Genomic DNA, 23,016 nt, shown 5'->3' with positions numbered 1-23,016 from the left:
CCCCCATTCTTTTAGAAATTGAGTTTCAGGATTTGAGGTAGCCGTTGGCGGCCAGAAAGCTTTCGGTGATGTTTCCCGGCTCTCTATTTATGGAGCTGGGCTCTGCGGCCTTATCGCCCAGCAACAGGCGCTCCAGATAACGTGCCAGCAAGTCGACTTCAAGATTCACCCGGCGACCTGGCTGGTACGACGCCATGATGGTTTCGCTCAGGGTGTGCGGAATGATCGTCAGCAGGAACTCGGCGCCATCGACCGCGTTCACGGTCAGGCTGGTGCCGTCGACGGTGATCGAGCCTTTATGGGCGATGTACTTGGCGAGTTCTTTCGGCGCACGGATGCGGAATTCCACGGCGCGCGCATTTTCGGTACGGGCAACCACTTCACCCACGCCATCGACGTGACCGCTGACCAGATGCCCGCCGAGGCGAGTGGTCGGGGTCAGGGCTTTTTCCAGGTTCACCGGGCTGCCGCTTTTCAGGTCATTCATCGCGGTGCAGTCGAGGGTTTCGCGACTGACGTCCGCCGCAAAGCCATTGCCCGGTAATTCAACGGCGGTCAGGCACACGCCGTTGACCGCGATGCTGTCGCCCAGTTTGACGTCGCTCAGGTCGAGCTTGCCGGTTTCTACGTGTACCCGCACATCTCCGCCTTTTGGGGTCAATGCACGAATACTGCCGATGGATTCGATGATGCCGGTAAACATGGAGTCCTCCTCGAGAACAAAGCCGTCGCTAGGCTGCGGCCAGGAATTATACGCTCGCCGCCGGCGCAGGAATGGCGATGACTCGCCAGTCATCGCCAACCGCGCGAATTTCGGTGATTTTGAGCTCGGGCGCGTCCTTCATTTGCGCGAGCGGCCAGTCCAGCAGCGGGCGTGCCGAGGAGCCAAGGAACTTGCCAGCGATGAAAATCTGGAATTCGTCCACCAGACCTTGCTGGGCAAACGCCCCCGCAAGACGCGGCCCGGCTTCGACCAACACTTCGTTGACGCCACGGGCGGCGAGTTCGACCAGCAGTTTGCGCAGGTCGACCAAGCCATCGTCACCGGCCACGATCAGACATTCCGGACCGTTGGCGTATTGCTCTTCAATCGCCATGCAGGTGGCAACCAACGCAGGCCCGGCCTTAAAGAACGGCGCATCCAGCGGCACGCGCAATCGGCCGTCGATCAGCACGCGAAGTGGCGGACGGCTCATGGCCAGGGCTGTTTGCTCAGCGTCCAGACCTAGCTCATCGGCCCGCACGGTCAGTCGGGCGTTGTCCGCCAGCACCGTGTCGGCGCCGGTCAGCACCACGCTGGCCTGCGCACGCAGGCGTTGTACCGCCGAACGTGCGGCGGGGCCGGTAATCCATTGGCTCTCGCCGCTTTCCATCGCCGTGCGACCGTCCAGGCTCATGGCCAGCTTGACCCGCACGAATGGCAAGCCGTGTTCCATGCGTTTGAGGAAGCCTTGATTGAGCTTGCGCGCCTCGCCTTCCAGCGCACCGCTTTCGATAGCGATACCCGCCTGTGCCAGACGCTGCATGCCACGACCGGCAACCGCCGGATTCGGGTCCTGCATCGCCGCGACGACGCGTGCGAGGCCGGCATTCACCAGCGCATCGGCACAGGGCGGCGTACGCCCGTGGTGGCTGCAAGGTTCGAGGGTCACGTAAGCCGTGGCGCCACGGGCCTTGTCGCCGGCCGCGCGCAGGGCGTGGACTTCGGCGTGGGGTTCGCCGGTGCGTACATGCCAGCCTTCACCGACAATCTGCCCGTCACGCACGATCACGCAGCCAACCCGGGGGTTGGGGTGCGTCGTGTAATGACCTTTGCGCGCCAGTTCCAGGGCGCGGGCCATGTAATGGGCGTCGAGGATGGCTTGTTCTGGGGAGGTGGTCATTCTTTCACCGGCTCACGGGCCAGGCGATCGATCTCTTCGCGGAACTCGTTGAGGTCCTGGAAGCGCCGATACACGGAGGCGAAACGAATGTAGGCGACTTCGTCGAGCTTTTGCAGCTCGGCCATCACCAGTTCACCAACCACGAGGGATTTAACCTCGCGCTCACCGGTGGCGCGCAGTTTGTGCTTGATGTGCACCAGCGACGATTCGAGGCGCTCGACACTCACCGGGCGCTTCTCCAGCGCACGCTGCATGCCCGCTCGCAGTTTTTCTTCGTCGAACGGCTGACGGCTACCGTCGGTTTTGATCAGGCGCGGCAACACCAGTTCGGCAGTCTCGAACGTCGTGAAACGCTCGCCGCAGGCCAGGCATTCACGCCGGCGGCGCACCTGTTCGCCCTCGGCGACCAGACGCGAGTCGATGACCTTGGTGTCGTTGGCACCGCAGAAGGGACAGTGCATGGTGGCAGGCAACAAAAAAAGGGAGGGCCATGGTAGCGCATCCCCGTGGCAAGACAAGCCATAGGGTTTACGGTATACAGACGGGCTATATGCCTGATTCATGGATTTCACCTTGCTGGAGCCGCAAATGTCCCTAAGACCGCTCGTCTTGCTCAGTCTTTTCAGCCTGTTGGTGGCCTGCAGCAGCGATGCGCCCAAGCCCCAGCCGCCGACGCCGGGCCCTGCCCCACAGGCGGCGCAGAAAAAGGCCAAAGAATCCGCCAACCTCGGCCCGCTGCCCGCCTATCAGCGCGAACTGAGCGGCACCCTGCAAGGCGTGCCGGCCGGTGCCGAAGTCGAACTGGCGCTGCTGGTGATCGACGCCCAGGACCGCCCGCAACAATTGCTCGCCAGTTCCAGCCTGATCGGCACCAATCAAGTGTTGCCGTTTCACCTGCGCTTCAACCCGGAATCGTTCCCGGCCGGTGTTCGCGTTGAACTGCGTGGCCGTGCCAGCCAGTCTGGCCAGTTGATTTTGCATTTGCCGTCGCAGGTCATTACCCAGCCGACGACCCAGGCCTTGGGTCAGTTGCAATTCGTCAAAGCGCCATGATTGCACCGCTCGACCTGCAACAGGCGTTGGGTGAACAGCTCGGTGATGCGCAGCTTGTGCCTGTCGCATTGCCCGATACCGGGCTGAAACTCTGGCTGATCGACGGCGACAACATGGACCGCGCGTTCAGCCCGGAAGAAACCCGACGGATTCTGGATGAGCCGCCGTACTGGAGTTTCTGCTGGGCCAGTGGGCTGGCGGTCGCCCGCTACCTCGCCGAATTCCCTGAGTGGGTCAAAGGCAAGCGGGTGCTGGATTTCGGCGCCGGTTCCGGGGTGGCGGGGATTGCGGCGGTGAAGGCAGGAGCGCTGGAAGTGGTGGCCTGTGACCTGGACCCGCTGGCGATTGCCGCGTGTCGGGCGAATGCTGAACTCAATGACGTACAGCTTAATTACTCGGCGGACTTTTTCGCCGAGGCGGATCGGTTCGATCTGATTCTGGTGGCCGACGTGCTGTACGACCGAGCGAATCTGCCGTTGCTTGATGAGTTCTTGAGTCGTGGCAAGGAGGCGCTGGTGGCGGATTCGCGGGTGAGGGATTTTCGTCACCCGCTGTATCAACGCATCGAAACGCTGGAAGCGATGACGTTGCCGGATCTGGCCGAACCTGAAGAGTTTCGGCATGTGAGCCTCTACCACGCGCGACGCGCCTGAAAGCTTCGCGGGCAAGCCTCGCTCCTACAGGTCTGCGCCGATTTTAATAACGACGCCGAACCTGTAGGAGCGAGGCTTGTCCGCGAAGGCGACCTGTCAGACTGCCCACACTTTCAGCGACACCCTGCCAAGCCGTATAGTTGCCCCATTCACGCTTTTACGAGATCCCCCATGAGTCAGGAAACGCCGTACATCTTCGACGCCACGACTGCCGATTTCGACCAGTCGGTGATCGAGAACTCTTTCCACAAACCGGTGCTGGTGGATTTCTGGGCCGAATGGTGTGCGCCCTGCAAAGTGCTGATGCCGATGCTGCAGACCATTGCCGAGAGCTATCAGGGCGAATTGTTGCTGGCCAAGGTCAACTGCGATCTCGAACAGGACATCGTCGCCCGTTTCGGCATTCGCAGCCTGCCGACGGTGGTGTTGTTCAAGGACGGTCAGCCGGTGGACGGTTTTGCCGGCGCGCAGCCGGAATCGGCTGTGCGGGCGATGCTTGAGCCTCATGTACAAATGCCGCCACCCGCGGCGGCTGATCCGTTCGAACAAGCCCAGGCCCTGTTCGACGACAGTCGTTTCGCCGACGCCGAAGCCGCACTCAAAGTCCTGTTGGGCGAAGACAACACCAACGCTGGCGCATTGATCCTCTACGCCCGTTGCCTGACTGAACGGGGCGAACTGGGCGAGGCGCAAACCGTGCTCGACGCGGTGAAAAGCGACGAGCACAAAGCGGCGCTGGCCGGCGCCAAGGCGCAAATCCAGTTCCTCGGCCAAGCCAAGGATTTGCCGGATGCGGCAGACCTGAAAGCGCGCCTGGCGAAAAACCCGCAGGACGATGAAGCGGTGTATCAACTGGCAATCCAGCAGTTGGCCCGCCAACAGTACGACGCTGCGCTGGATGCGTTGCTGAAACTGTTTGTGCGCAATCGCAGCTACAGCGAAGGCTTGCCGCACAAGACCTTGCTGCAGGTTTTCGAACTGCTGGGCAATGATCACCCGCTGGTGACCACCTATCGGCGCAAGTTGTTTGCTGCGCTGTATTAAAAGATCAAACGATCGCAGCCTCGTTTCACTCGATCCAGCTGTAGAGCGGCGTATCCCCGCCGCTCGTCACCTTCACATCAGCGCAATGGCGCAGGCGCACCAACAGGCGTTTGCCTGACGCCGCGCTGCCAGTCAGTCCTTCCAGCTGTTCCAGCAAATCCGGCCCGCTCAATTGCCCGGCCTTACGCAGCAGGTCTTTGGTGATCTGCCACAGCGCATCATCCTGATTCACCGGTTTCGCCGGGGCGGCACTGGCCTCAGGCTTGACCACCTGCAACTGAGCACCAAGCCGCGCCCAGTCGCCGTCATCCATCTCCAGCGTCAAATCCACCGGCCAGTCGCCGATGCTTCCGCGAATTCGCAACATAACTCTGCTCCTGCACATTTCTGACTTGCATGCTCCCATGTGACTTGCGCAACGCCAAGCAGACGGTCAAACTCCCCGCGTTTTCGTTATAAGATTACATAACAAATTCTTCATTTTACTTTCGGAGACCCGCCATGCGCCGTCTGCTTCTCGCTTTGCCGTTTGCCTTGTTGCCGCTGGCCGTCGCCCAGGCTGCTGATGAACATGCTCTTGATCAACATAGCCACGACCATGAGCACGGCAGCCTCGGCGCCCACGAACATGGCGTCGGCCGCCTGAACGCGGCGCTGGACGGTCAGACCCTGGAGCTGGAACTGGAAAGCCCGGCGATGAACCTGGTGGGCTTCGAACACGCCGCTACCAGCGACGCCGACAAGGCCAAAGTCGCCGCTGCCCGTGCGCAGCTCGAAAAACCGCTGGCGCTGTTCAGCCTGCCGAAAGCCGCCGGTTGCGTAGTCGCGACCCAGGAACTGGAAAGTCCGTTGTTCGGTGACAAGCCAGACGCTGATGACGACCATGATGAAGATGCCAAAGACGAACATCACCACGATCACAGCGAAATCCACGCCCACTATCAATTCACCTGCGCGGCCCCGGGTGCGCTGAAAACCCTGGACCTGGCGAACATCTTCAACACCTTCCCGGCCACCCAGAAGATTCAGGTACAACTGATCAGCCCGAGCGGGCAGCAAGGGGTTGAAGTGACGGCCAAGGCTGCCGCCCTCAAATTCTGAATCCACCACAACCCTGTAGGAGCCGGCTTGTTGGCGATAAATGCGCCTCGGTTTATGAATGAGACCGCGTTATCGTTCATCGCCAGCAAGCCGGCTCCTACAGGAAATCATCACCCATGAAACCGGCGCCATGACCCAAGCACTCATCGAACTGTCCGACCTGGGCTTCAGCTGGCCCGGTCACCCGCCGCTGCTGGATATCCCGGCGTTTCGCCTGATGCCCGGAGAAACCCTGTTCCTCAAGGGCCCGAGCGGCAGTGGCAAGACCACGCTGCTCGGCCTGCTGGGCGGTGTGCAGAGGCCTGATCGCGGCAGCATTCGCCTGCTCGGCCAGGAACTGACCGAACTCGGCGCCGGCGCGCGTGACCGCTTTCGCGTCGATCACACCGGCTACATCTTCCAGCAATTCAACTTGCTGCCGTTTCTCTCGGTGCGCGAGAACGTCGAATTGCCCTGCCACTTCTCCAAACTGCGCGCTGAACGGGCGAAACAGCGCCACGGCAGTGTCGACCAGGCCGCCGCCACCCTGCTCGCCCACCTGGGCTTGAAGGATGAAAGCATCCTCAGCCGCCGCGCCGATTCGCTGTCCATCGGCCAACAGCAACGGGTCGCCGCCGCGCGCGCATTGATCGGTCAACCGGAACTGGTGATCGCCGACGAACCCACCTCGGCGCTGGACTACGACGCCCGCGAGAACTTCATTCGCCTGTTGTTCGCCGAATGCCGTGAAGCCGGATCGAGCCTGTTATTCGTCAGCCACGACCAAAGCCTCGCGCCGCTGTTCGATCGCCACCTGTCGCTGGCCGAACTCAATCGCGCCGCCACCCCGTTCGAGGTCTGAGATGTATTTGTTTCGTCTAGCCATGGCCAGCCTGGCTAATCGCCGCTTCACCGCGATCCTCACCGCGTTTGCCATCGCCCTGTCGGTCTGCCTGTTGTTGGCCGTGGAACGGGTGCGCACCGAAGCCAAGGCCAGTTTCGCCAGCACCATCAGCGGCACCGACCTGATCGTCGGTGCCCGTTCCGGTTCGGTGAACCTGCTGCTGTACTCGGTATTCCGCATCGGCAATGCCACCAATAACATCCGCTGGGACAGCTTCGAACACTTCGCCAACAACCCGAAAGTGAAGTGGGCGATCCCGATGTCCCTCGGCGATTCCCATCGTGGTTATCGGGTGATGGGCACCACCGAGGCGTATTTCGAGCACTACCAATACGGTCATCAACAACACTTGGAACTGGCCAATGGCCGCGCCTTCGCCAGCGATCCGTTCGAAGTGGTGCTCGGTGCCGAAGTGGCGGATGCGCTGCACTACAAACTCGGCGACAAACTGGTGCTGGCCCACGGCGTGGCGGTGATCAGCCTGGTCAAACATGACGACAAACCGTTCACCGTGGTCGGCATTCTCAAGCGCACCGGCACCCCGGTGGACCGCACGTTGCACATCAGCCTCGGTGGCATGGAAGCGATTCACGTCGACTGGCACAACGGTGTGCCGGCCCAGGGCAAAGGCCGGATCAGCGCCGATCAGGCACGCAACATGGACCTGACACCACAAGCAATCACCGCGTTCATGCTCGGCCTCAACAGCAAGATTTCGACCTTCTCCGTGCAGCGTGAAATCAACGAATTCCGTGGCGAACCGATGCTGGCGATCCTGCCCGGCGTGGCGTTGCAAGAGTTGTGGAGTTTGATGAGTACGGCGGAAAAAGCCTTGTTCGTGGTCTCGCTGTTTGTGGTGCTGACCGGTTTGATCGGTATGCTCACGGCGATCCTCACCAGCCTTAACGAACGACGTCGCGAGATGGCAATTCTGCGCTCGGTCGGCGCCCGGCCGTGGCACATCGCGACGTTGCTAGTGTTGGAGGCGTTTGCCTTGGCGCTGTCCGGCGTGATTGCCGGGTTGGGTCTTTTGTACGTGGGCATCGCCTTGGCCCAGGGGTACGTGCAATCCAATTACGGCTTGTATCTGCCACTCGCCTGGCCCAGTGAATATGAATGGACGCTGCTCGGTGGCATCCTGATTGCCGCGTTGCTAATGGGCAGCGTGCCGGCCTGGCGCGCGTATCGCCAATCTTTGGCCGATGGCCTGTCGATCCGACTATGAGGACGTTAATGATGCCCCGCGCTCTGCTTGCGCTATTGATGCTGGTCTCCCTGCCGCTGTGGGCGGCCGAGCCGAAAGACCTGACCTGGTCGGAGATGATCCCGCCGGACGCCGCACCGGAAGTGCCGAACATGACACCGCTGCACGACCTGTCGCAGATGAGCAGCGCTCTGGAATCTGCGCCCGCTGCCAAGCAGGACATGCCCAATGCACCGGTGGTGAAAAGCCTCGACGGGCAGAACATTCGCTTGCCTGGTTACATCGTGCCGCTGGAAGTGAGCGAGGAAGGCCGCGCCACGGAGTTTTTGCTGGTGCCGTATTTCGGCGCCTGCATCCATGTGCCGCCACCGCCGTCGAACCAGATCGTGCATGTGAAAAGCGAAGTGGGCGTGAAGCTCGATGAGCTGTATCAGCCGTACTGGATAGAGGGCGCGTTGCAGGTGAAAGCGTCGAGCAGCGAGTTGGCGGATGCGGGGTATCAGATGGAGGCGGACAAGATTTATGTGTATGAACTGCCGGAGTGAATCCGGAAGTCATGTGGTGTTTGATCGATAGTCATCGCTAGCAGGCTAGCTCCCACATTTGGAATGCATACCTCTGTGGGAGCTAGCCTGCTAGCGATGAGGCCCTCAAAAACACCCACAAACCCGGGACCATCACTGTTTCATTGAGCTGCATCAAAAGACCGTATCAGACGCCTCAGTACCATTGGACATCGAACATTTTTAACGTCCTTTGGAGCCCACATGCACAAGTCCGCGCTCTGCGCTTCGCTGCTCGCCCTCGCGCTTGCAGCCCCGCTCGCCTATGCCCACGATGCCGGCGACATCATCGTTCGTGCCGGTGCAATCACCGTCAACCCGAAAGCCGACAGCTCCAGCGTCAAGGTCGATCAAGGCCCGCTGGCCGGCGCCGACTTGGGTGGCAAGGCCACCATGAGCAGCGACACGCAACTGGGCTTGAACTTCGCCTACATGATCGACAGCCACTGGGGGATCGAGCTGCTCGCCGCCTCGCCGTTCGAGCATGACGTGAAGCTCAAAGGCACCGCCCTCGGCGCAGCCAACGGCAAACTCGGCACCCTGAAACACCTGCCGCCGACCTTGAGCGTTGTGTACTACCCACTGGACGGGAAGTCCGCATTCCAGCCCTATGTCGGCGCCGGTATCAACTACACCTGGATCTACGACGAGCACGTCGGCAGTGAAGCGCAGGCCAACGGCTTCAGCAACTTCAAGGCAAAAAACTCCTGGGGCATGGCGTTCCAGGTCGGCGCCGATTACATGCTGACCGACAACGTGATGATCAACGCCCAGGTACGCTACATCGACATCGACACCACGGCGACCGTGGAAAACAACGCCGTGGCTCCGGGCACTCGGGCCAAGGTCGATGTGGATGTTGATCCGTTCATCTACATGGTTGGCCTGGGTTACAAGTTCTGAGACGGACTTGGATGGCTTTGTGGCGAGGGAGCTTGCTCCCGCTGGGATGCGAAGCAGACCCAAGATTGATGGCGACTGCTGCGCAGTCGAACGGGAGCAAGCTCCCTCGCCACAGGTGTTGCATTGGCCAAAGAAACATTTCGGCTACAAAAAAGGCGCCGTCGAAGGCGCCTTTTTCATGACTGCATAAACCTCAGCGTCCCAACAACCGCGCCAGCCCGACACTTATCGGCGTCTGCTCCGGATAGGTAAAGCGCTCCAGCAACCGCCGGTTGTTCGCTCGCGAATGGCGGATGTCACCAGAACGCGCCGGGCCATAGCTCACCGGTGGCAATTGACCGACCACCGCTTGCAACGCTTCAAGCATTTGCTTGAGGGACGTCGCCTGATTCCAGCCGACATTGACCGCGCCGACTTCGACCTGCGGTTGCTCGATGGCTTGCACCAGCAAGTCCACCAGATCCTCGACGTACACGAAATCACGCGTCTGCTCGCCATCACCAAACACGGTGATTGGCAGGCCTTTCTGCGCGCGCTCGCTGAAAATACTGATCACGCCGGAGTACGGCGAGAACGGGTCCTGACGCGGGCCGAAAATGTTGAAGAAGCGGAAAATCACCGGTTCCAGATCATGCTGGCGACGGTAGAAATCGAAGTAATACTCGCTGGCCAACTTGTCCGACGCATACGGCGTCAAAGGTGCCTTCGGCGTGTCTTCGTCGATCGATTCACCTTCGCCATTGTTGCCATAAACGGCGGCACTGGAAGCGTACAGCACTCGCTTGACCCCGGCCTGGCGCATGGCTTCGCAGACATTCAGCGAACCGATGAAATTGCTTCGGTGGGTCTTCACCGGATCGTCTACCGAGGCCTGTACCGACGCCACCGCCGCCAGATGCGCCACGGCGCTGCAGCCGACCATCGCCTGCGCCACCAGCGCAGCATCGGCGACGTCGCCCACAACCAGTTCAACCTTGGGATTATCCAGCGGCAGGTTGCTGCGTTTGCCGGTGGACAGGTCATCCAGAATACGTACCGAATGACCCTTGGCGAGCAAGGCATCGGTCAGGTGCGAGCCGATGAAACCGGCGCCGCCGGTGATTAAAACAGGGCCGTCAGCCATGGCGATAAAACCTATCCAGTAAGCCCGGGAGTGCCGCGCGCCAGGCGCGGGGCTTGATCCCGAAAGTGTGCAGAATTTTCTTGCAGGCCAGCACCGCGTGCTGCGGCTCTTCGGCGGCGTCCGGGCGCGCGGCGTGAGCCTGGGCGGTCGGCGCTTCGATGGCCAGCGGATGCAGGCTGCGTGCTTCGGTCAGAATTGCCTGACCCAGCGCCAGCGGCGTCGTCGCCTCATGCCCGGCGTAATGATAGGTGCCCCACAGCGGCGCCGCACAATCAAGCTGCTTGAGCACCGAAATGATCACTCGCGCTGCGTCGTCGACCGGTGTCGGGTTGCCCCGACGGTCGTCGGCCAGCAGCAGCTCTTCAGGTTGTTCGGCGCGACCGAGGAAACGCCCAAGGGTGCCGTCGGGGCTGTCATCGAGCAGCCAGCCGAATCGCAGCAGCACGTGTTGCGGGCAGGTGGCGCGCACGCTTTGTTCGATCCGCCACAAGGCCTGACCGCGCAAGCCCAGCGGTACCGGTTCGTCTTTTTCGCTGTAAGCGGTCGCCCGGGAGCCGTCAAACACCCGATAGCTCGACGGTTGCAGCAGAACGATGTTGTGGTGCTGGCACAGTTCGGCCAGACGCTCGATCGCTCGCTCCTGCCCGGCCAGACGCTGTTCGCTGACCGTCTCCGCCTGAAACCAGTCGAAGTAGTAGGCGAGATTGATCAGCGCGTCCGGGCGGGTGTCGTCGAGCAGTTGCGTCAGGCTCGCGGCATCCCAGCCGTCTTGCGGTGGGCGGGGGGCGAGGAAACCGATGTCTTCCTCCGCACCGAGGCGAATCAGCGCCTGCCCAAGGGCATTTCCGCCGCCCAGTAACATAAGGCGCATTCGCATAGAGTCAGCAGGCCCAGTCTGATTGGAACGATGGCTTTATCGACAACGCCCACGGACGATGTCGTTGTTAGTTGCCGGAATCGTTGCATTTTGCGGGTTTAGTGCGCAACCGTCATCCGTAAAGTGTAGATCTGCGGGATTTGTGGTGCCTGTCCCGGCCCCTTCGCGGGCAAGCCTCGCTCCTACACTGGATTTGCGTACACCGCGGTCCCCTTGTAGGAGCAAGGCTTGCCCGCGAAGAGGCCCGCAAGATCGGCGAAGGTCTTGAGCGGTACTTGCATCTTCACCCCCCCGCCCGCATAAATTGATCATGAATCTGCCCATCCCCACGGACGCGGCCCTGGCAGGCTTCCATCCCGCCGTCAGCGCCTGGTTCAGCAACACCTTCCCGACGGTCACCGCCGCCCAGGCCCGGGCGTGGCCGTTGATCCGCCAGCACCGCTCGACCCTGATCGCCGCGCCCACCGGATCTGGCAAAACCCTCACGGCCTTCCTCGCGGTCATCGACGACCTGGTCCACCGAGGTCTGGACAACGGCGGCCATCTGCCCGACGAAACCCTGGTGGTCTACGTCTCACCGCTCAAAGCCCTGTCCAACGACATCCAGATCAACCTGCAAACCCCGCTGGCCGGCATCACCGAGCAATTGCGCGTCATGGGCCTGCCCGAATTGCAGATCAATACCGCCGTGCGCACCGGCGATACGCCGCAAAAAGACCGCTCGGCCATGCGCCGAAATGCGCCGCACATTCTGGTGACCACCCCGGAATCCCTCTATGTGCTGCTCGGCTCCGACTCCGGCCGGCAGATGCTTGGCACCACGCGCACGGTGATCGTCGACGAAATCCACGCCATCGCCGCCAGCAAACGCGGCAGTCACTTGGCCCTGAGCCTCGAACGATTGCAGGCGCTGTGCGCCGCCCCGCTGATGCGTATCGGCCTGTCCGCCACGCAAAAACCCATCGACGCGGTCTCGCGCTTTCTCGTTGGTCGTGATCGCGAATGCGAAATCATCGACATCGGCCACGCCCGCCCGCGGGATCTGGACATCGAAGTGCCGCCAGTGCCGTTGTCGGCGGTGATGGCCAACGATGTCTGGGAGCTGGTCTACGACCGCCTCGCCGCCCTCGCCCGCGAACACCGCACCACCCTGGTTTTCGTCAACACCCGGCGCCTGGCCGAGCGCCTGAGCCGGCATTTGAGCGAGCGCCTCGGCAAAGAAGCCGTCACCGCGCACCACGGCAGCCTGGCCAAGGAGTTTCGCCTCGACGCGGAACAGCGGCTCAAGCGCGGCGACCTGCAAGTGCTGATCGCCACGGCCTCGCTGGAACTGGGGATCGACATTGGCGACGTCGACCTGGTGTGCCAGATCGCCTCGCCGCGCTCGATTGCCGGTTTTCTGCAACGGGTCGGCCGCTCCGGGCACCAGGTCGGCGGCACGCCCAAGGGCCGCTTGTTCGCTACCACCCGCGATGACTTGATCGAATGCACCGCCCTGCTCGACTGCGTACGCCGTGGCGAACTCGACACCTTGCAGATTCCCAAGGCGCCGCTGGATGTTTTGGCTCAGCAGATCATCGCCGAGGTCAGCTGCCAGGAATGGCAAGAGCAGGCGCTGCTGGAGATGTTCCGCAAAGCCTCGCCCTACGCCGAACTCGACGAAAAACATTACCAGGCGCTGCTGCACATGCTCGCCGAGGGCTACAACGGTCGGCAGGGCATCCGCAGCGCTTACCTGCACCGTGACGCTGTGACCCGCACGCTGCGCGGTCGTCGGGGCAGCAAACTGACGGCCGTGACCAGCGGCGGAACGATTCCGGACAACGCCGACTACAGCGTTTTACTGGAACCTCAAGGGCTGAACATCGGCAGCGTCAACGAAGACTTTGCGGTGGAAAGCATCGCAGGGGATGTCTTCCAGTTGGGCAATACGTCGTATCGAATCCTGCGCGTCGAAACCGGCAAGGTCCGGGTCGAAGACGCTCAGGGCCAGCCACCGAATATCCCGTTCTGGCTCGGTGAAGCACCGGGGCGCAGCGCAGAATTGTCATTCGCCGTGGCACGCTTGCAAGCGCAGCTCGACGAACTGCTCGGCCTCACACCGGGCAACTTGCAGCCGGCTATCGACTGGCTGACCGACACCCTCGACCTGAACCTGGCCAGCGCCGAGCAACTGGTGGATTACCTGGCCCGGGCACGCCTGACGCTCGGCGCCCTGCCGTCGCAAGACACGCTGCTGATGGAGCGGTTTTTCGACGAGTCCGGCGGCACGCAACTGATCATCCACACGCCGTTCGGCAGTCGCATCAACCGCGCCTGGGGCCTGGCCCTGCGCAAGCGTTTCTGCCGCACTTTCAACTTCGAATTGCAGGCCGCCGCCAGCGAAGACGCGATCGTGCTGTCGCTGTCCACCAGCCACAGCTTCGAACTCGACGACGTTTGGCGCTATGTACACAGCAACACCGCCGAACACTTGCTGATCCAGGCAATACTCGATGCGCCGCTGTTCGGTGTGCGCTGGCGCTGGAACGCCGGGGTCGCGCTGGCGTTGCCGCGTTACACGGGCGGGCGCAAAGTCGCGCCGCAAATCCAGCGCATGAAAAGCGAAGACCTGATCGCCAGCGTGTTTCCCGATCAGATCGCCTGCGTAGAAAACCTCGCCGGCGAACGTGAGGTGCCCGAGCATCCGCTGGTGGAGCAAACCCTCGACGATTGCCTCCACGAGGCGATGGACAGCGAAGGTTGGCTGGCGTTGTTGCGGCGTATGGAAAGCGGCGATGTCCGGCTGATCAGCCGCGATTTGCCGGCGCCCTCGCCATTGGCAGCTGAAATCCTCAGCGCCCGCCCCTACACCTTTCTCGACGATGCGCCGCTGGAGGAACGCCGTACTCAAGCGGTGCTCAACCGGCGCTGGACCGACCCGCAGTCCACCGATGACCTCGGCGCGCTGGATACCGACGCAATTCAAGCGGTGCGCGACGAAGCCTGGCCAACCCCAACGAGCGTCGATGAAATGCACGAGGCATTGATGAGCCTGGCGTGCATCTCCGATTCCGAGGCGCAGGCCAATACGCATTGGCTGGACTGGCTGAACGCCCTTGCTGAAAGCGGCCGCGCCAGCCGTATGCAGATCAATGCCGAGCAATCGTTGTGGTTGGCGCTGGAGCGGTTGACCTGCCTGCGCGCAGTTTATCCACAGGCGACATTGCATCCACCACTGGAGGCGCTGCCAGGGTTCGATGAAGTCTGGGAGCTGGATGAAGCGCTGCTGGAAATGATTCGCGCGCGGCTCAGCGCGTTCGGTCCACTGCCGTTGCAAGCGATTGCCGAACCGTTGGGGTTGCCGGCCATTGAAGTCACCCAAGCGCTGGCACAACTGGAACGCGAAGGTTATGTGTTGCGGGGCCAATTCACGCCGGGCGCCAGCGAGGATGAATGGTGTGAGCGGCATTTGCTGGCGCGGATTCATCGCTACACGGTCAAGCGTCTGCGACGGGAAATCGAGCCGGTGGCGTTGCAGGATTTCATGCGATTTCTGTTCGATTGGCAGCATCTTTCCACTGCGACTCAAGGCCAGGGCAACGCGGTGCTGCCCGCCATCGTCGCTCAGTTCGAAGGCTACCCCGCCGCCGCTTCAGCCTGGGACAGCGATATTCTGCCAATGCGGATCAAAGGCTATTCGGCGAGTTGGCTGGACGACCTGTGTCGCAGCGGCAAACTGGTGTGGACTCGTCTCACTGCGCGCAACAAGAGCGCCAGCACGGCGCTGCGCAGCACGCCGATTCTGTTACTCCCGCGCAGTCAGGTCGGGTTGTGGAGCAGCTTGACCGAGCAGCCCCCGGTCAGCGAACTGTCGCCCAAGACGCAAAAGGTTTACGAAGCACTCAGCCAACACGGCGCACTGTTTTTCGATGAGCTGATTCACGAGGCGCATCTGCTGCGCGCCGAGCTGGAAATTGCCTTGCAGGAACTGGTCGGCGCGGGGCTGGTGAACGCCGACAGTTTTGCCGGCCTGCGAGCGCTGATCACCCCGGCCAGCAAACGCCAGAATCGCAGCAGCCGACGCGGGCGTGGGGCGTTTGTCGGCGGGATGGACGATGCCGGACGCTGGGCCTTGCTGCGTCGGGGGCCTGCCGCGCCGGTTGTGGATAACAAACGACCGGCCCCGACGCCGGGCGACACCCTGGAACATATCGCCATGACCTTGCTGAGGCGTTATGGCGTGGTGTTCTGGCGCTTGCTCGAACGGGAAGCGGATTGGCTGCCGAGCTGGCGGGAATTGCTGCGCACGTTCCATCGGCTGGAGGCTCGAGGGGAGATTCGCGGTGGGCGGTTTGTCAGTGGATTGGCCGGGGAGCAGTTTGCATTGCCTGAGGCGATACCGTTGCTGCGCGAAGTCCGGCGCCGGCCGCATGACGGGAGTCTGATTGCGGTGTGCGGGGTTGATCCGCTGAACCTTGCCGGGACGTTATTGCCCGGGGCGAAGGTGCCGGCGTTGGCGAGCAATCGGTTGGTGTATCGGGATGGGTTGCCAGTGGCGGCCGAGATTGCCGGCAAGCAGGTTTTTTGGGTGGAGCTGGATCAACAGGGCAGTGCCGAACTGCACAACAAACTGATCCGGCATTGATGGTGTCCGGGAGGGCCTCATCGCGGGCAAGCCCGCTCCCACAGTTAATCGGTGTCTGAGTAAAATTTTATAACCAACACAAATCCCTGTGGGAGCGGGCTTGCCCGCGATGAGGCCAGCCCAGACAACAAAAAATCATTGAGTGCGAGGCTGATCCGGCAACAACACCGGCGAATTCTCCGGCGCTGGGCCTTCCTCTTCCTGCCCGGCTATCGCCTGCCTCGGCATCAAAACCTGCTGTGGATAAGTCTGCGCGAAATGCACCCATGGGCTGTTATCCACAAGCTTTTTCAAGCGCTGGTTAAACGCCCGGCTCACTGCATACTGCCCACCCGACACCGTGCGGAACTGCGCCGTCAGCACCACGCCGTTGAGGTCCATTTTGTCGACGCCGAACACATCCAGCGGCCCTTGCAGGTTGTACTTGAGAAACGCGTCCTCACGGATCGAATCCCCCGCCTCACGGATCAACTCGATTGCCTTGTCGACATCGGTGTCGTAGGTGAACTGCACCGAGAAAAACGCATAAGCGAACTGGCGCGATTGGTTGGTCACTGCCTTGATCTGACCGAACGGCACCGAGTGCACAAAACCCTTGCCGTCACGCAGGCGCAAGGTGCGGATGGTCAAACCCTCGACCGTGCCGGCGTGGCCGGAATCGAGCACCACCCAGTCGCCAATCGACAGGGTGTCTTCGATGATGATGAACAACCCGGTGATCACATCCTGCACCAGTTGCTGCGAACCGAAACCGATGGCCAGGCCGACCACCCCGGCACCGGCCAGCAACGGCGCGACGTTGATTCCAAGGTTGGCCATGGTGGTAATCGCGCAGATCACCACCAGGATGATTTTGATCGCGTTGCGCAGCAGCGGCAGGATTGTTTTGACCCGCGTGCTGGGCTGCGTCGTGCGTTTGTTGAGCGGCGGTTTCAGCGCTTCCTGGATCGCCGTATCAAGCACCACCCACAGCAACCAGGTCACCAGAAAGATCAGACCCATGCTGCTCAACGACTCACTGATCGCCCGGCCCACCGAGTTGCGCTCGGCAAATTCGAACAGCGACACGCCCCAGATCCGCCCGAGGATTTCGATGAACGCCACGGCCATGACGATCCGCAGCAACGCATGCAGCAGACTGAGAAAACGTTCTTTGTAGGCGCTGCTGTGCTGGATCGCTGTGACCTGACGCGACTTGAACATGTGCTGGAAAATCGTGCTGAGAAACACCGTGGCGATCAGCAGGATGGTGGTGAACAACGCACAGCGCAGGGCTTTCTGATTATCGTCACCAACGCCGATCAGGTTGATCGCCGAGACCATCACCATCAGCAGAATCGGCCAGTACCAGAGCCCGGAAAAGATCCGCAGGGATTCTTGCAATGACGGCTGTTTGAGGCGCTGGGCCAGCGGCCGGTTACGGATCAGATGCGCCACCGGCCGGCGTAAACGAATCACCAACAATCCGAAGATGATCGAGACGAAAAAACCGGTGAGCACTGCGGCGCTGCTGGTGATGTTGCCGCCCAGTTGCCGGGCGATTTGCGGGCTGGTCAACGCATCGCTGAGCGCGGCGAGGAAGCCGATCAGGAACAGCGGTTTGGGGCAGTAATCGCGAATGATCTGCACCGCCGTGCGTTTGTGGCCAGTGTTGAACATGACGATCACGCAGAGCAGCATCGAGGTCGAGAAAATACCGCTGCTGGTGGCATAGGCGAAACACAGCGCCAGCGCGCGGCCCACCGAGGCGGGCAGGAAATGGCTGACGTAGAGGGTCAACGGCAGACAGATCAAGGCTGGCAGCGTGTAAGGCAACACATAATTGAGCAGATCCTGACTGCGCTGGCGGGTGCGCAGCCAGCGGCCCTGGTTCAAGCGTTTGGCCAGGATTCCGCCGAGTACGGTGAGCAAGGCAAAGCTGCCGAGCCAGACGCCGGACAACATCAGGAAGTCGCCGATCACGCTCCAGCCTGAACGGCTCGAGGGCCGATTGACCAGTTTGTCCACTTCATCCGCCGCCCGATCGGCCCGCAAGCGCCAGGCGTCGACCAGGTCTTCGTTGAGGTCGAGCTTGTCCTGAACGTCGTCGATGCTGGAACTGATGGCCCCGAGCAAACCGCCCTGGACCAGTGGTTCAGGCTTTGCCGGTTCCTCGGCAGCGGCGGGAACACCCGGCAGCGTGACGGCTTCCAGCTCGTTGCTGCCCAGAAACAGCAACGCCCCCAGTAGTATCGCGGTCTTGAACTTGAGCAAAACGGGAAGCTCCTTGGGAAGGGTCTGTAAGGAACTGATCGGCAAATGGCGGGCAAGTTCGGTTTTCACCGTCAGATAACCAGCCAGCACCGGTCCCCTGTGGCGAGGGAGCTTGCTCCCGCTGGGGTGCGAAGCGCCCCCCAAAACCTGCAAACCCGAGCTCCACAGGTACACCGCGCTGTATGGCTTTGCGGCTGCTGCGCAGCCGAGCGGGAGCAAGCTCCCTCGCCACGGGATTTCATTCGCCCCGAGAGATTTGACCTCAGCGCAAATATCAAATGCCCACCCCTCTATTTTTCCGCACAACCCAAACCCCGACACTGCGCTCCATCAATCAAACCCACCGGAGTTGCAGTCATGCCCATAGCCTTGCTCGCGCTGACCCTCAGCGCCTTCGCCGTTGCTGGTCTGGGGCGCGGCTGCGTTCGGTAACGTGCCGGGCTTGCAGGTGTATGTGGTGGTGGTGTTGATTGCACTGGCGCTGACGGCTTGGAGTGGGCGTCTTGACCGACTCGGCCCGGTCTATGCCGAAGGTTCAACCCGCATAGTCGCCGGTCACTAACCCCCTGTGGGAGCGGGCTTGCCCGCGATGACGGCGGCACATTCAACCCTGATGTGTCTGACATACAGCTATCGCGGGCGAGCCCGCTCCCACAGGATCTGTTGTGATCTGTCGAACGCACACCGTCCGTACTCCCGTCGAAACTTTCTCGGTTGCCCCACGGTCATCAAAAGACAGGGCTGGGGACCATTAGACGGGAGGCGACATGGCGGCGATTCACATCGGTATTTCAGGTTGGCGCTACACGCCTTGGCGGGGAGGTTTCTACCCGAAGGGGTTGACCCAGAAGCGCGAATTGCAATTCGCGTCTCGGGCGGTCAACAGCATCGAAATCAATGGATCGTTTTACGCCCTGCAACGGCCTGAACGTTATGCCCAGTGGTACGCCGAAACCCCGGCGGACTTCGTTTTCAGTGTCAAAGCCCCACGCTTTATTACCCACATCAAACGCCTGCGGGACATTCATAAGCCGCTGGCGAATTTCTTTGCCTCCGGGATCCTGGAGCTCAAAGAAAAACTCGGCCCGATCCTCTGGCAGTTCCCGCCCAATTTCAAATTCGACGTCGAGCTGTTCGAAAGTTTTCTCGAGCAATTGCCCCACGACACCCAACAGGCGGCTGCCCTCGCCCGCCAGCACGATTCGCACCTGCACGGCCCCGCCAGTCTGAAGGCTTACAAGAAAAAGCCGCTGCGCCACGCCGTTGAAATCAGAAACGAGACCTTTGTTGATCCATCGTTCGTGCGCCTGCTCAAACGCTACAACGTTGCCTTGGTCATCGCTGACACCGCAGGTAAATGGCCGTACCGCGAAGACGTCACCAGTGATTTCGTCTACCTGCGCCTGCACGGTGCCGAAGAGCTTTACGCCAGCGGTTACACCCCTGAGGCGCTGGAACGCTGGGGCGAGCGGATCGACGCGTGGAACCACGGCCAGCAACCGACGGATCCGCAGCTGATCGCACCTCGGCAGAAGCCCAAAGCGCGCAAGTCCCGCGAAGTGTTCTGCTATTTCGACAACGACATCAAAGTGCGCGCGCCCTTCGATGCGCGGCGCTTGCTTGAGCATTTCCATCTCGACAAAGACCTCGCCACCCGTCCCGGTGAACCGGTCGCCGAAGGAGTGCTGTCATGAGTATTTCCGAGCCGGTCGGCACCACCGACGAGCAGCAATCCATCATCACCGCCGTGCGCAGCTTCACCGTGCTGACGGTCAATACCCACAAGGGTTTCACCGCGCTCAACCGGCGCTTCATCCTGCCGGAATTGCGCGAAGCGGTGCGCAGCGTGTCTGCCGACGTGGTGTTTTTGCAGGAAGTCCACGGCACCCACGAGCATCATCCGCAGCGCTACACCAACTGGCCGACGATGCCCCAGTACGAATTCCTCGCCGACACCCTGTGGCCGCAGTTTGCCTACGGCCGCAACGCCGTGTACCCGGCGGGTGATCACGGTAATGCGCTGCTGTCGAAATTCCAGATCATCCGCCATGACAACCTCGACGTCTCGATTAGCGGCCATGAGAACCGCGGCATCCTCCATTGCGTGCTGCGCCTGCCGGGCGATGACCTGGAAGTGCACGCCATTTGCGTGCATCTGGGGCTGCGTGAAACCCACCGGACGGAGCAACTCAAGTTGCTGGCGCGACGCCTTGAAGACCTTCCAGATGATGCACCGGTGATCGTCGCCGGCGACTTCAACGATTGGCGCCAGCGTGCCGATGCGTTGCTCAAGCCCTGTGGTCTGCGCGAGGTGTTCGCCGAGCACCACGGCAAACCGGCGCGCAGTTTTCCGGCGCGGTTGCCGGCGTTACGCCTGGATCGCATTTATGTGCGCAACCTCAAGGCCAGCCGTCCGAAAGTGCTGGCGGCGCGCCCCTGGTCACACCTTTCCGACCATGCACCGCTATCGGTGGAGATCGAGCTATGAGCAGTGCACCAATGGAAAAATCCACCGTTGATCACATACCCGCCACCCCACCGGTACGTGAACCCGGCGTGGTGGACGTTGAGTACGGCTGGCAGGGCAACAACCTCGTGGAAATGCTGGAAAACGGCGAGGCCTATTTCCCGCGGGTGTTCGAGGCCATGCGTCAGGCCAAGACTGAAATCCTCCTGGAAACCTTCATTGTGTTCGAGGACAAGGTCGGCAATGAGCTGCAGCAAGTGCTGATCGAGGCCGCACAACGCGGCGTACGGGTCACGGCCAGCCTCGACGGGTTTGGCTGCGGCGAATTGACGACCGGGTATCTCACTGCGTTGAGCCAGGCCGGCGTGCGCCTGCAAATATTTGATCCGGCGCCCAAGCATCTGGGCATCCGCACCAACTGGTTCCGCCGCCTGCACCGCAAGATCGTGGTGGTGGACGGCACGATTGCGTTCATCGGCGGGATCAACTTTTCCGCCGACCATCTGGCCGACTTCGGCCCCGAGGCCAAGCAGGATTACTCGGTTGAAGTGCAAGGCCCCGCAGTGGCGGACATTCATCATTTCGCGCTGCTGCAAAGTGGCCGCCCGGGTCGCGCCAAATACTGGTGGCAACGCCGTCGGCAGCGACGTTCGGAAATGGCATTCAGCGACCACGACGGCCAAGTTCGCCTGGTGTTTCGCGACAACAGCGACCATCGCACGGATATCGAAGAGGTTTACCGGCAGGTGCTGCGCAGTGCCCAGCGCCGGGTGGTGATCGCCAATGCCTATTTCTTTCCGGGTTACCGCTTGCTGCGCGAAATCCGCAACGCCGCTCGCCGTGGCGTCGACGTGCGCCTGATTCTGCAGGGGCAACCGGACATGCTGGTGGCCAAACTGGCCGCGCGCATGACGTACGATTATTTGCTCAAGTCGGGTGTGCAGATCTACGAATATTGCGAACGCCCGCTGCACGGCAAAGTCGCGCTGGTGGATGAGGACTGGAGCACTGTCGGGTCGAGCAATCTCGACCCGTTGAGCCTGTCCATGAACCTGGAAGCCAATGTGTTGATCCGCGACCGAGCCTTCAACCACGATCTGTTCGAACGGCTTGAGGTGCTAAGCAACAACCACTGCAAAACCATGTCAGCGGACAAGTCTCCTCGTGGACGAATCTGGCACATGACCGTCGGCTTTCTGGTGTTTCACTTCCTGCGCCATTTCCCGGCATGGGCCGGTTGGCTGCCGGCGCATAAACCTCGTCTGAAACCCTTCACTCATGCAGCCGGGAGCGACCACCATGGACCGCGTTGAAACTCACTCGGTGCCTCACGACGACAGCGCAACACCTGTCCCGGAAAAGAAAACACGCTGGAGCCGCTGGAAAAAACCGCTGACGATGCTGTTTTTTCTGGCGCTGATCGTGCTGCTGACGATGCTTGCCCAGCGCATCGAATGGGATGAAGTGTTCCACACCCTGGCCAACTTCAAGGTGCGCACGCTGATCATTGCGTCCGGCCTGACGCTGGTGAGTTTTCTGGTGTACGCCTGCTTCGACCTGATCGGCCGCACCTACATTCGCCAGGACCTGACCTGGAAACAGATCCTGCCGGTGGGGATCATCAGCTACGCCTTCAACCTTAACCTGAGTGCCTGGGTTGGCGGCATTGCCATGCGTTATCGCCTGTATTCGCGGCTCGGGGTGAGCAAAAGCAACATCGCGAAAATCCTCGGGTTGAGCCTGGCGACGAACTGGTTCGGCTACATGGTGATTGCCGGCGCGGTGTTCAGCAGCGGACTGGTCAGAATGCCCCCGGGCTGGAAGTTGAGCAGCGATGCATTGCAAGGTGTGGGCGTGTTGCTGTTGCTGGTGAGCGCGGGGTATCTGGCGGCGTGCCAGTTCTCCAAACGTCGGGAATGGTCGATTCGCGGGGTGGAAATCAACCTGCCGTCGCTGCGCATGGCGGTGCTGCAACTGGCCCTTGGCGCGCTTAACTGGTCGCTGATGGCAGCGGTGATTTTCACGTTGTTGCCGAACAAGCTGGATTACCCGTTGGTGCTGGGCGTGTTGCTGATCAGTGCGATTGCCGGGGTGATCACCCACATTCCCGCCGGGCTTGGGGTCTTGGAGGCGGTGTTTGTAGCGTTGCTGCAGCATGAGGCTTCGCGGGGGAGTCTGGTGGCGGGGTTGCTGGCGTATCGGGCGATCTATTTTATTTTGCCGTTGTTGATTACGTTGGTGATGTATTTGATTGTGGAAGCCAAGGCCAAGTCGCTGCGGATTGCCAAGAAACCTTCCTGAGATAGGTGTGGTGAGGCGGATGACGCCATCGCGAGCAGGCTCGCTCCCACAGGTTGATCGCGGTCCAAATGTGGGAGCGAC

At 61.3% G+C, this 23,016-nt stretch carries 20 protein-coding genes and 1 pseudogene; 14 read left to right on the top strand and 7 right to left on the bottom strand.

Annotation, left to right across the window (positions count from 1 at the left end; genetic code table 11):
• Positions 1 to 25: 25 nt before the first annotated feature.
• The 3 genes from ACYZT6_RS30750 to nrdR are packed head-to-tail and all read right to left on the bottom strand — an operon-like array spanning position 26 to position 2,344.
• Positions 26 to 703, bottom strand: a complete 678-nt coding sequence (locus ACYZT6_RS30750; RefSeq protein WP_462029844.1) for a riboflavin synthase — start codon at positions 701 to 703, stop codon at positions 26 to 28.
• A gap of 46 nt (positions 704 to 749) precedes the next feature.
• Positions 750 to 1,883 carry a bifunctional diaminohydroxyphosphoribosylaminopyrimidine deaminase/5-amino-6-(5-phosphoribosylamino)uracil reductase RibD gene (ribD, locus tag ACYZT6_RS30745; protein ID WP_462029843.1) on the bottom strand — a complete coding sequence of 378 codons (1,134 nt, stop codon included), beginning with the start codon at positions 1,881 to 1,883 and terminating at the stop codon, positions 750 to 752.
• Complete coding sequence (gene nrdR, locus ACYZT6_RS30740; protein WP_003228656.1) at positions 1,880 to 2,344, bottom strand: transcriptional regulator NrdR; 465 nt, start codon at positions 2,342 to 2,344, stop codon at positions 1,880 to 1,882. The genes ribD and nrdR overlap by 4 nt, the downstream gene beginning before the upstream one ends.
• A 127-nt stretch (positions 2,345 to 2,471) precedes the next feature.
• Here nrdR and ACYZT6_RS30735 point away from each other — a divergent pair, with 127 nt between their 5' ends.
• From ACYZT6_RS30735 to trxA, 3 genes are all read left to right on the top strand, one after another.
• Positions 2,472 to 2,936, top strand: coding sequence for a YbaY family lipoprotein (locus ACYZT6_RS30735; protein WP_462029842.1), 465 nt, complete (start codon positions 2,472 to 2,474; stop codon positions 2,934 to 2,936).
• A complete protein-coding gene (locus ACYZT6_RS30730; RefSeq protein ID WP_462029841.1) occupies positions 2,933 to 3,589 on the top strand; it encodes a class I SAM-dependent methyltransferase in 657 nt (218 codons plus the stop codon). The genes ACYZT6_RS30735 and ACYZT6_RS30730 overlap by 4 nt, the downstream gene beginning before the upstream one ends.
• A 171-nt stretch (positions 3,590 to 3,760) precedes the next feature.
• Complete coding sequence (gene trxA / locus ACYZT6_RS30725) at positions 3,761 to 4,633, top strand: thioredoxin (RefSeq protein WP_461955918.1); 873 nt, start codon at positions 3,761 to 3,763, stop codon at positions 4,631 to 4,633.
• A 25-nt stretch (positions 4,634 to 4,658) separates the two neighbouring features.
• Here the strand turns inward: trxA and ACYZT6_RS30720 are convergent, their stop codons facing one another.
• Positions 4,659 to 5,000, bottom strand: coding sequence for a hypothetical protein (locus ACYZT6_RS30720; RefSeq protein WP_462029840.1), 342 nt, complete (start codon positions 4,998 to 5,000; stop codon positions 4,659 to 4,661).
• A gap of 134 nt (positions 5,001 to 5,134) precedes the next feature.
• Between ACYZT6_RS30720 and ACYZT6_RS30715 the strand changes: the two genes are divergently transcribed.
• From ACYZT6_RS30715 to ACYZT6_RS30695, 5 genes are all read left to right on the top strand, one after another.
• Positions 5,135 to 5,734: a DUF2796 domain-containing protein gene (locus ACYZT6_RS30715; protein ID WP_462029839.1), complete on the top strand. Its 600-nt coding sequence runs from the start codon at positions 5,135 to 5,137 to the stop codon at positions 5,732 to 5,734.
• 130 nt (positions 5,735 to 5,864) lie between these two features.
• Positions 5,865 to 6,575, top strand: coding sequence for an ABC transporter ATP-binding protein (locus ACYZT6_RS30710; RefSeq protein WP_462029838.1), 711 nt, complete (start codon positions 5,865 to 5,867; stop codon positions 6,573 to 6,575).
• A 1-nt stretch (position 6,576) separates the two neighbouring features.
• On the top strand, positions 6,577 to 7,842 hold the full coding sequence (locus ACYZT6_RS30705) for an ABC transporter permease (RefSeq protein ID WP_462029837.1): 1,266 nt from the start codon (positions 6,577 to 6,579) through the stop codon (positions 7,840 to 7,842).
• Positions 7,843 to 7,853: 11 nt separating this feature from the next.
• Positions 7,854 to 8,366, top strand: a complete 513-nt coding sequence (locus ACYZT6_RS30700) for a DUF3299 domain-containing protein (protein ID WP_462029836.1) — start codon at positions 7,854 to 7,856, stop codon at positions 8,364 to 8,366.
• A 222-nt stretch (positions 8,367 to 8,588) separates the two neighbouring features.
• The gene (locus tag ACYZT6_RS30695; RefSeq protein WP_462029835.1) at positions 8,589 to 9,287 is read left to right on the top strand and encodes an OmpW/AlkL family protein; all 699 of its coding nucleotides are present in this window, start codon (positions 8,589 to 8,591) and stop codon (positions 9,285 to 9,287) included.
• Between the two features lie 193 nt (positions 9,288 to 9,480).
• Here the strand turns inward: ACYZT6_RS30695 and ACYZT6_RS30690 are convergent, their stop codons facing one another.
• The gene (locus ACYZT6_RS30690) at positions 9,481 to 10,410 is read right to left on the bottom strand and encodes an NAD-dependent epimerase/dehydratase family protein (protein WP_462029834.1); all 930 of its coding nucleotides are present in this window, start codon (positions 10,408 to 10,410) and stop codon (positions 9,481 to 9,483) included.
• Positions 10,403 to 11,287: a sugar nucleotide-binding protein gene (locus tag ACYZT6_RS30685; protein ID WP_438662739.1), complete on the bottom strand. Its 885-nt coding sequence runs from the start codon at positions 11,285 to 11,287 to the stop codon at positions 10,403 to 10,405. Before ACYZT6_RS30685 ends, ACYZT6_RS30690 begins: the two co-directional genes overlap by 8 nt.
• Before the next feature lie 310 nt (positions 11,288 to 11,597).
• On the opposite strand from ACYZT6_RS30685, the gene ACYZT6_RS30680 reads away from it, so the two are divergent.
• Complete coding sequence (locus ACYZT6_RS30680) at positions 11,598 to 15,914, top strand: DEAD/DEAH box helicase (RefSeq protein ID WP_462029833.1); 4,317 nt, start codon at positions 11,598 to 11,600, stop codon at positions 15,912 to 15,914.
• A 135-nt stretch (positions 15,915 to 16,049) separates the two neighbouring features.
• Here the strand turns inward: ACYZT6_RS30680 and ACYZT6_RS30675 are convergent, their stop codons facing one another.
• Positions 16,050 to 18,167, bottom strand: coding sequence for a mechanosensitive ion channel family protein (locus ACYZT6_RS30675; RefSeq protein ID WP_462029832.1), 2,118 nt, complete (start codon positions 18,165 to 18,167; stop codon positions 16,050 to 16,052).
• A gap of 388 nt (positions 18,168 to 18,555) precedes the next feature.
• On the opposite strand from ACYZT6_RS30675, the pseudogene ACYZT6_RS30670 reads away from it, so the two are divergent.
• The 5 genes and pseudogenes from ACYZT6_RS30670 to ACYZT6_RS30650 form a co-directional block, all read left to right on the top strand.
• Positions 18,556 to 18,729: pseudogene (locus tag ACYZT6_RS30670) on the top strand (MFS transporter); the annotation flags it as partial.
• 205 nt (positions 18,730 to 18,934) lie between these two features.
• The gene (locus ACYZT6_RS30665) at positions 18,935 to 19,861 is read left to right on the top strand and encodes a DUF72 domain-containing protein (protein WP_438662370.1); all 927 of its coding nucleotides are present in this window, start codon (positions 18,935 to 18,937) and stop codon (positions 19,859 to 19,861) included.
• Positions 19,858 to 20,655 carry an endonuclease/exonuclease/phosphatase family protein gene (locus ACYZT6_RS30660; protein WP_462029831.1) on the top strand — a complete coding sequence of 266 codons (798 nt, stop codon included), beginning with the start codon at positions 19,858 to 19,860 and terminating at the stop codon, positions 20,653 to 20,655. The genes ACYZT6_RS30665 and ACYZT6_RS30660 overlap by 4 nt, the downstream gene beginning before the upstream one ends.
• Positions 20,652 to 21,947, top strand: coding sequence for a cardiolipin synthase ClsB (clsB, locus tag ACYZT6_RS30655; RefSeq protein WP_462029830.1), 1,296 nt, complete (start codon positions 20,652 to 20,654; stop codon positions 21,945 to 21,947). Before ACYZT6_RS30660 ends, clsB begins: the two co-directional genes overlap by 4 nt.
• Entirely contained in the window at positions 21,934 to 22,935 is a 1,002-nt protein-coding gene (locus ACYZT6_RS30650) for a lysylphosphatidylglycerol synthase domain-containing protein (protein WP_462029829.1), read from the top strand. Before clsB ends, ACYZT6_RS30650 begins: the two co-directional genes overlap by 14 nt.
• The last annotated feature ends 81 nt before the right edge of the window (positions 22,936 to 23,016 follow it).

Source organism: Pseudomonas sp. RT6P73, assembly GCF_054897715.1.
Note: the sequence above shows the minus strand (reverse complement) of the source record. Positions and strands in the feature narration are given on the sequence as shown.

Excerpts from the sequence above, each read along its gene's own strand:
- ACYZT6_RS30660 (WP_462029831.1), top strand. The coding sequence starts at position 19,858 with ATGAGTATTTCCGAGCCGGTCGGCACCACCGACGAGCAGCAATCCATC.
- ACYZT6_RS30735 (WP_462029842.1), top strand. The coding sequence starts at position 2,472 with ATGTCCCTAAGACCGCTCGTCTTGCTCAGTCTTTTCAGCCTGTTGGTG.
- ACYZT6_RS30705 (WP_462029837.1), top strand. The coding sequence starts at position 6,577 with ATGTATTTGTTTCGTCTAGCCATGGCCAGCCTGGCTAATCGCCGCTTC.
- ACYZT6_RS30715 (WP_462029839.1), top strand. The coding sequence starts at position 5,135 with ATGCGCCGTCTGCTTCTCGCTTTGCCGTTTGCCTTGTTGCCGCTGGCC.
- ACYZT6_RS30690 (WP_462029834.1), bottom strand. The coding sequence starts at position 10,410 with ATGGCTGACGGCCCTGTTTTAATCACCGGCGGCGCCGGTTTCATCGGC.
- ribD (WP_462029843.1), bottom strand. The coding sequence starts at position 1,883 with ATGACCACCTCCCCAGAACAAGCCATCCTCGACGCCCATTACATGGCC.
- ACYZT6_RS30665 (WP_438662370.1), top strand. The coding sequence starts at position 18,935 with ATGGCGGCGATTCACATCGGTATTTCAGGTTGGCGCTACACGCCTTGG.
- clsB (WP_462029830.1), top strand. The coding sequence starts at position 20,652 with ATGAGCAGTGCACCAATGGAAAAATCCACCGTTGATCACATACCCGCC.
- ACYZT6_RS30750 (WP_462029844.1), bottom strand. The coding sequence starts at position 703 with ATGTTTACCGGCATCATCGAATCCATCGGCAGTATTCGTGCATTGACC.
- ACYZT6_RS30700 (WP_462029836.1), top strand. The coding sequence starts at position 7,854 with ATGCCCCGCGCTCTGCTTGCGCTATTGATGCTGGTCTCCCTGCCGCTG.
- ACYZT6_RS30710 (WP_462029838.1), top strand. The coding sequence starts at position 5,865 with ATGACCCAAGCACTCATCGAACTGTCCGACCTGGGCTTCAGCTGGCCC.
- ACYZT6_RS30730 (WP_462029841.1), top strand. The coding sequence starts at position 2,933 with ATGATTGCACCGCTCGACCTGCAACAGGCGTTGGGTGAACAGCTCGGT.
- ACYZT6_RS30720 (WP_462029840.1), bottom strand. The coding sequence starts at position 5,000 with ATGTTGCGAATTCGCGGAAGCATCGGCGACTGGCCGGTGGATTTGACG.
- nrdR (WP_003228656.1), bottom strand. The coding sequence starts at position 2,344 with ATGCACTGTCCCTTCTGCGGTGCCAACGACACCAAGGTCATCGACTCG.
- ACYZT6_RS30685 (WP_438662739.1), bottom strand. The coding sequence starts at position 11,287 with ATGCGAATGCGCCTTATGTTACTGGGCGGCGGAAATGCCCTTGGGCAG.
- ACYZT6_RS30650 (WP_462029829.1), top strand. The coding sequence starts at position 21,934 with ATGGACCGCGTTGAAACTCACTCGGTGCCTCACGACGACAGCGCAACA.
- ACYZT6_RS30680 (WP_462029833.1), top strand. The coding sequence starts at position 11,598 with ATGAATCTGCCCATCCCCACGGACGCGGCCCTGGCAGGCTTCCATCCC.
- trxA (WP_461955918.1), top strand. The coding sequence starts at position 3,761 with ATGAGTCAGGAAACGCCGTACATCTTCGACGCCACGACTGCCGATTTC.
- ACYZT6_RS30695 (WP_462029835.1), top strand. The coding sequence starts at position 8,589 with ATGCACAAGTCCGCGCTCTGCGCTTCGCTGCTCGCCCTCGCGCTTGCA.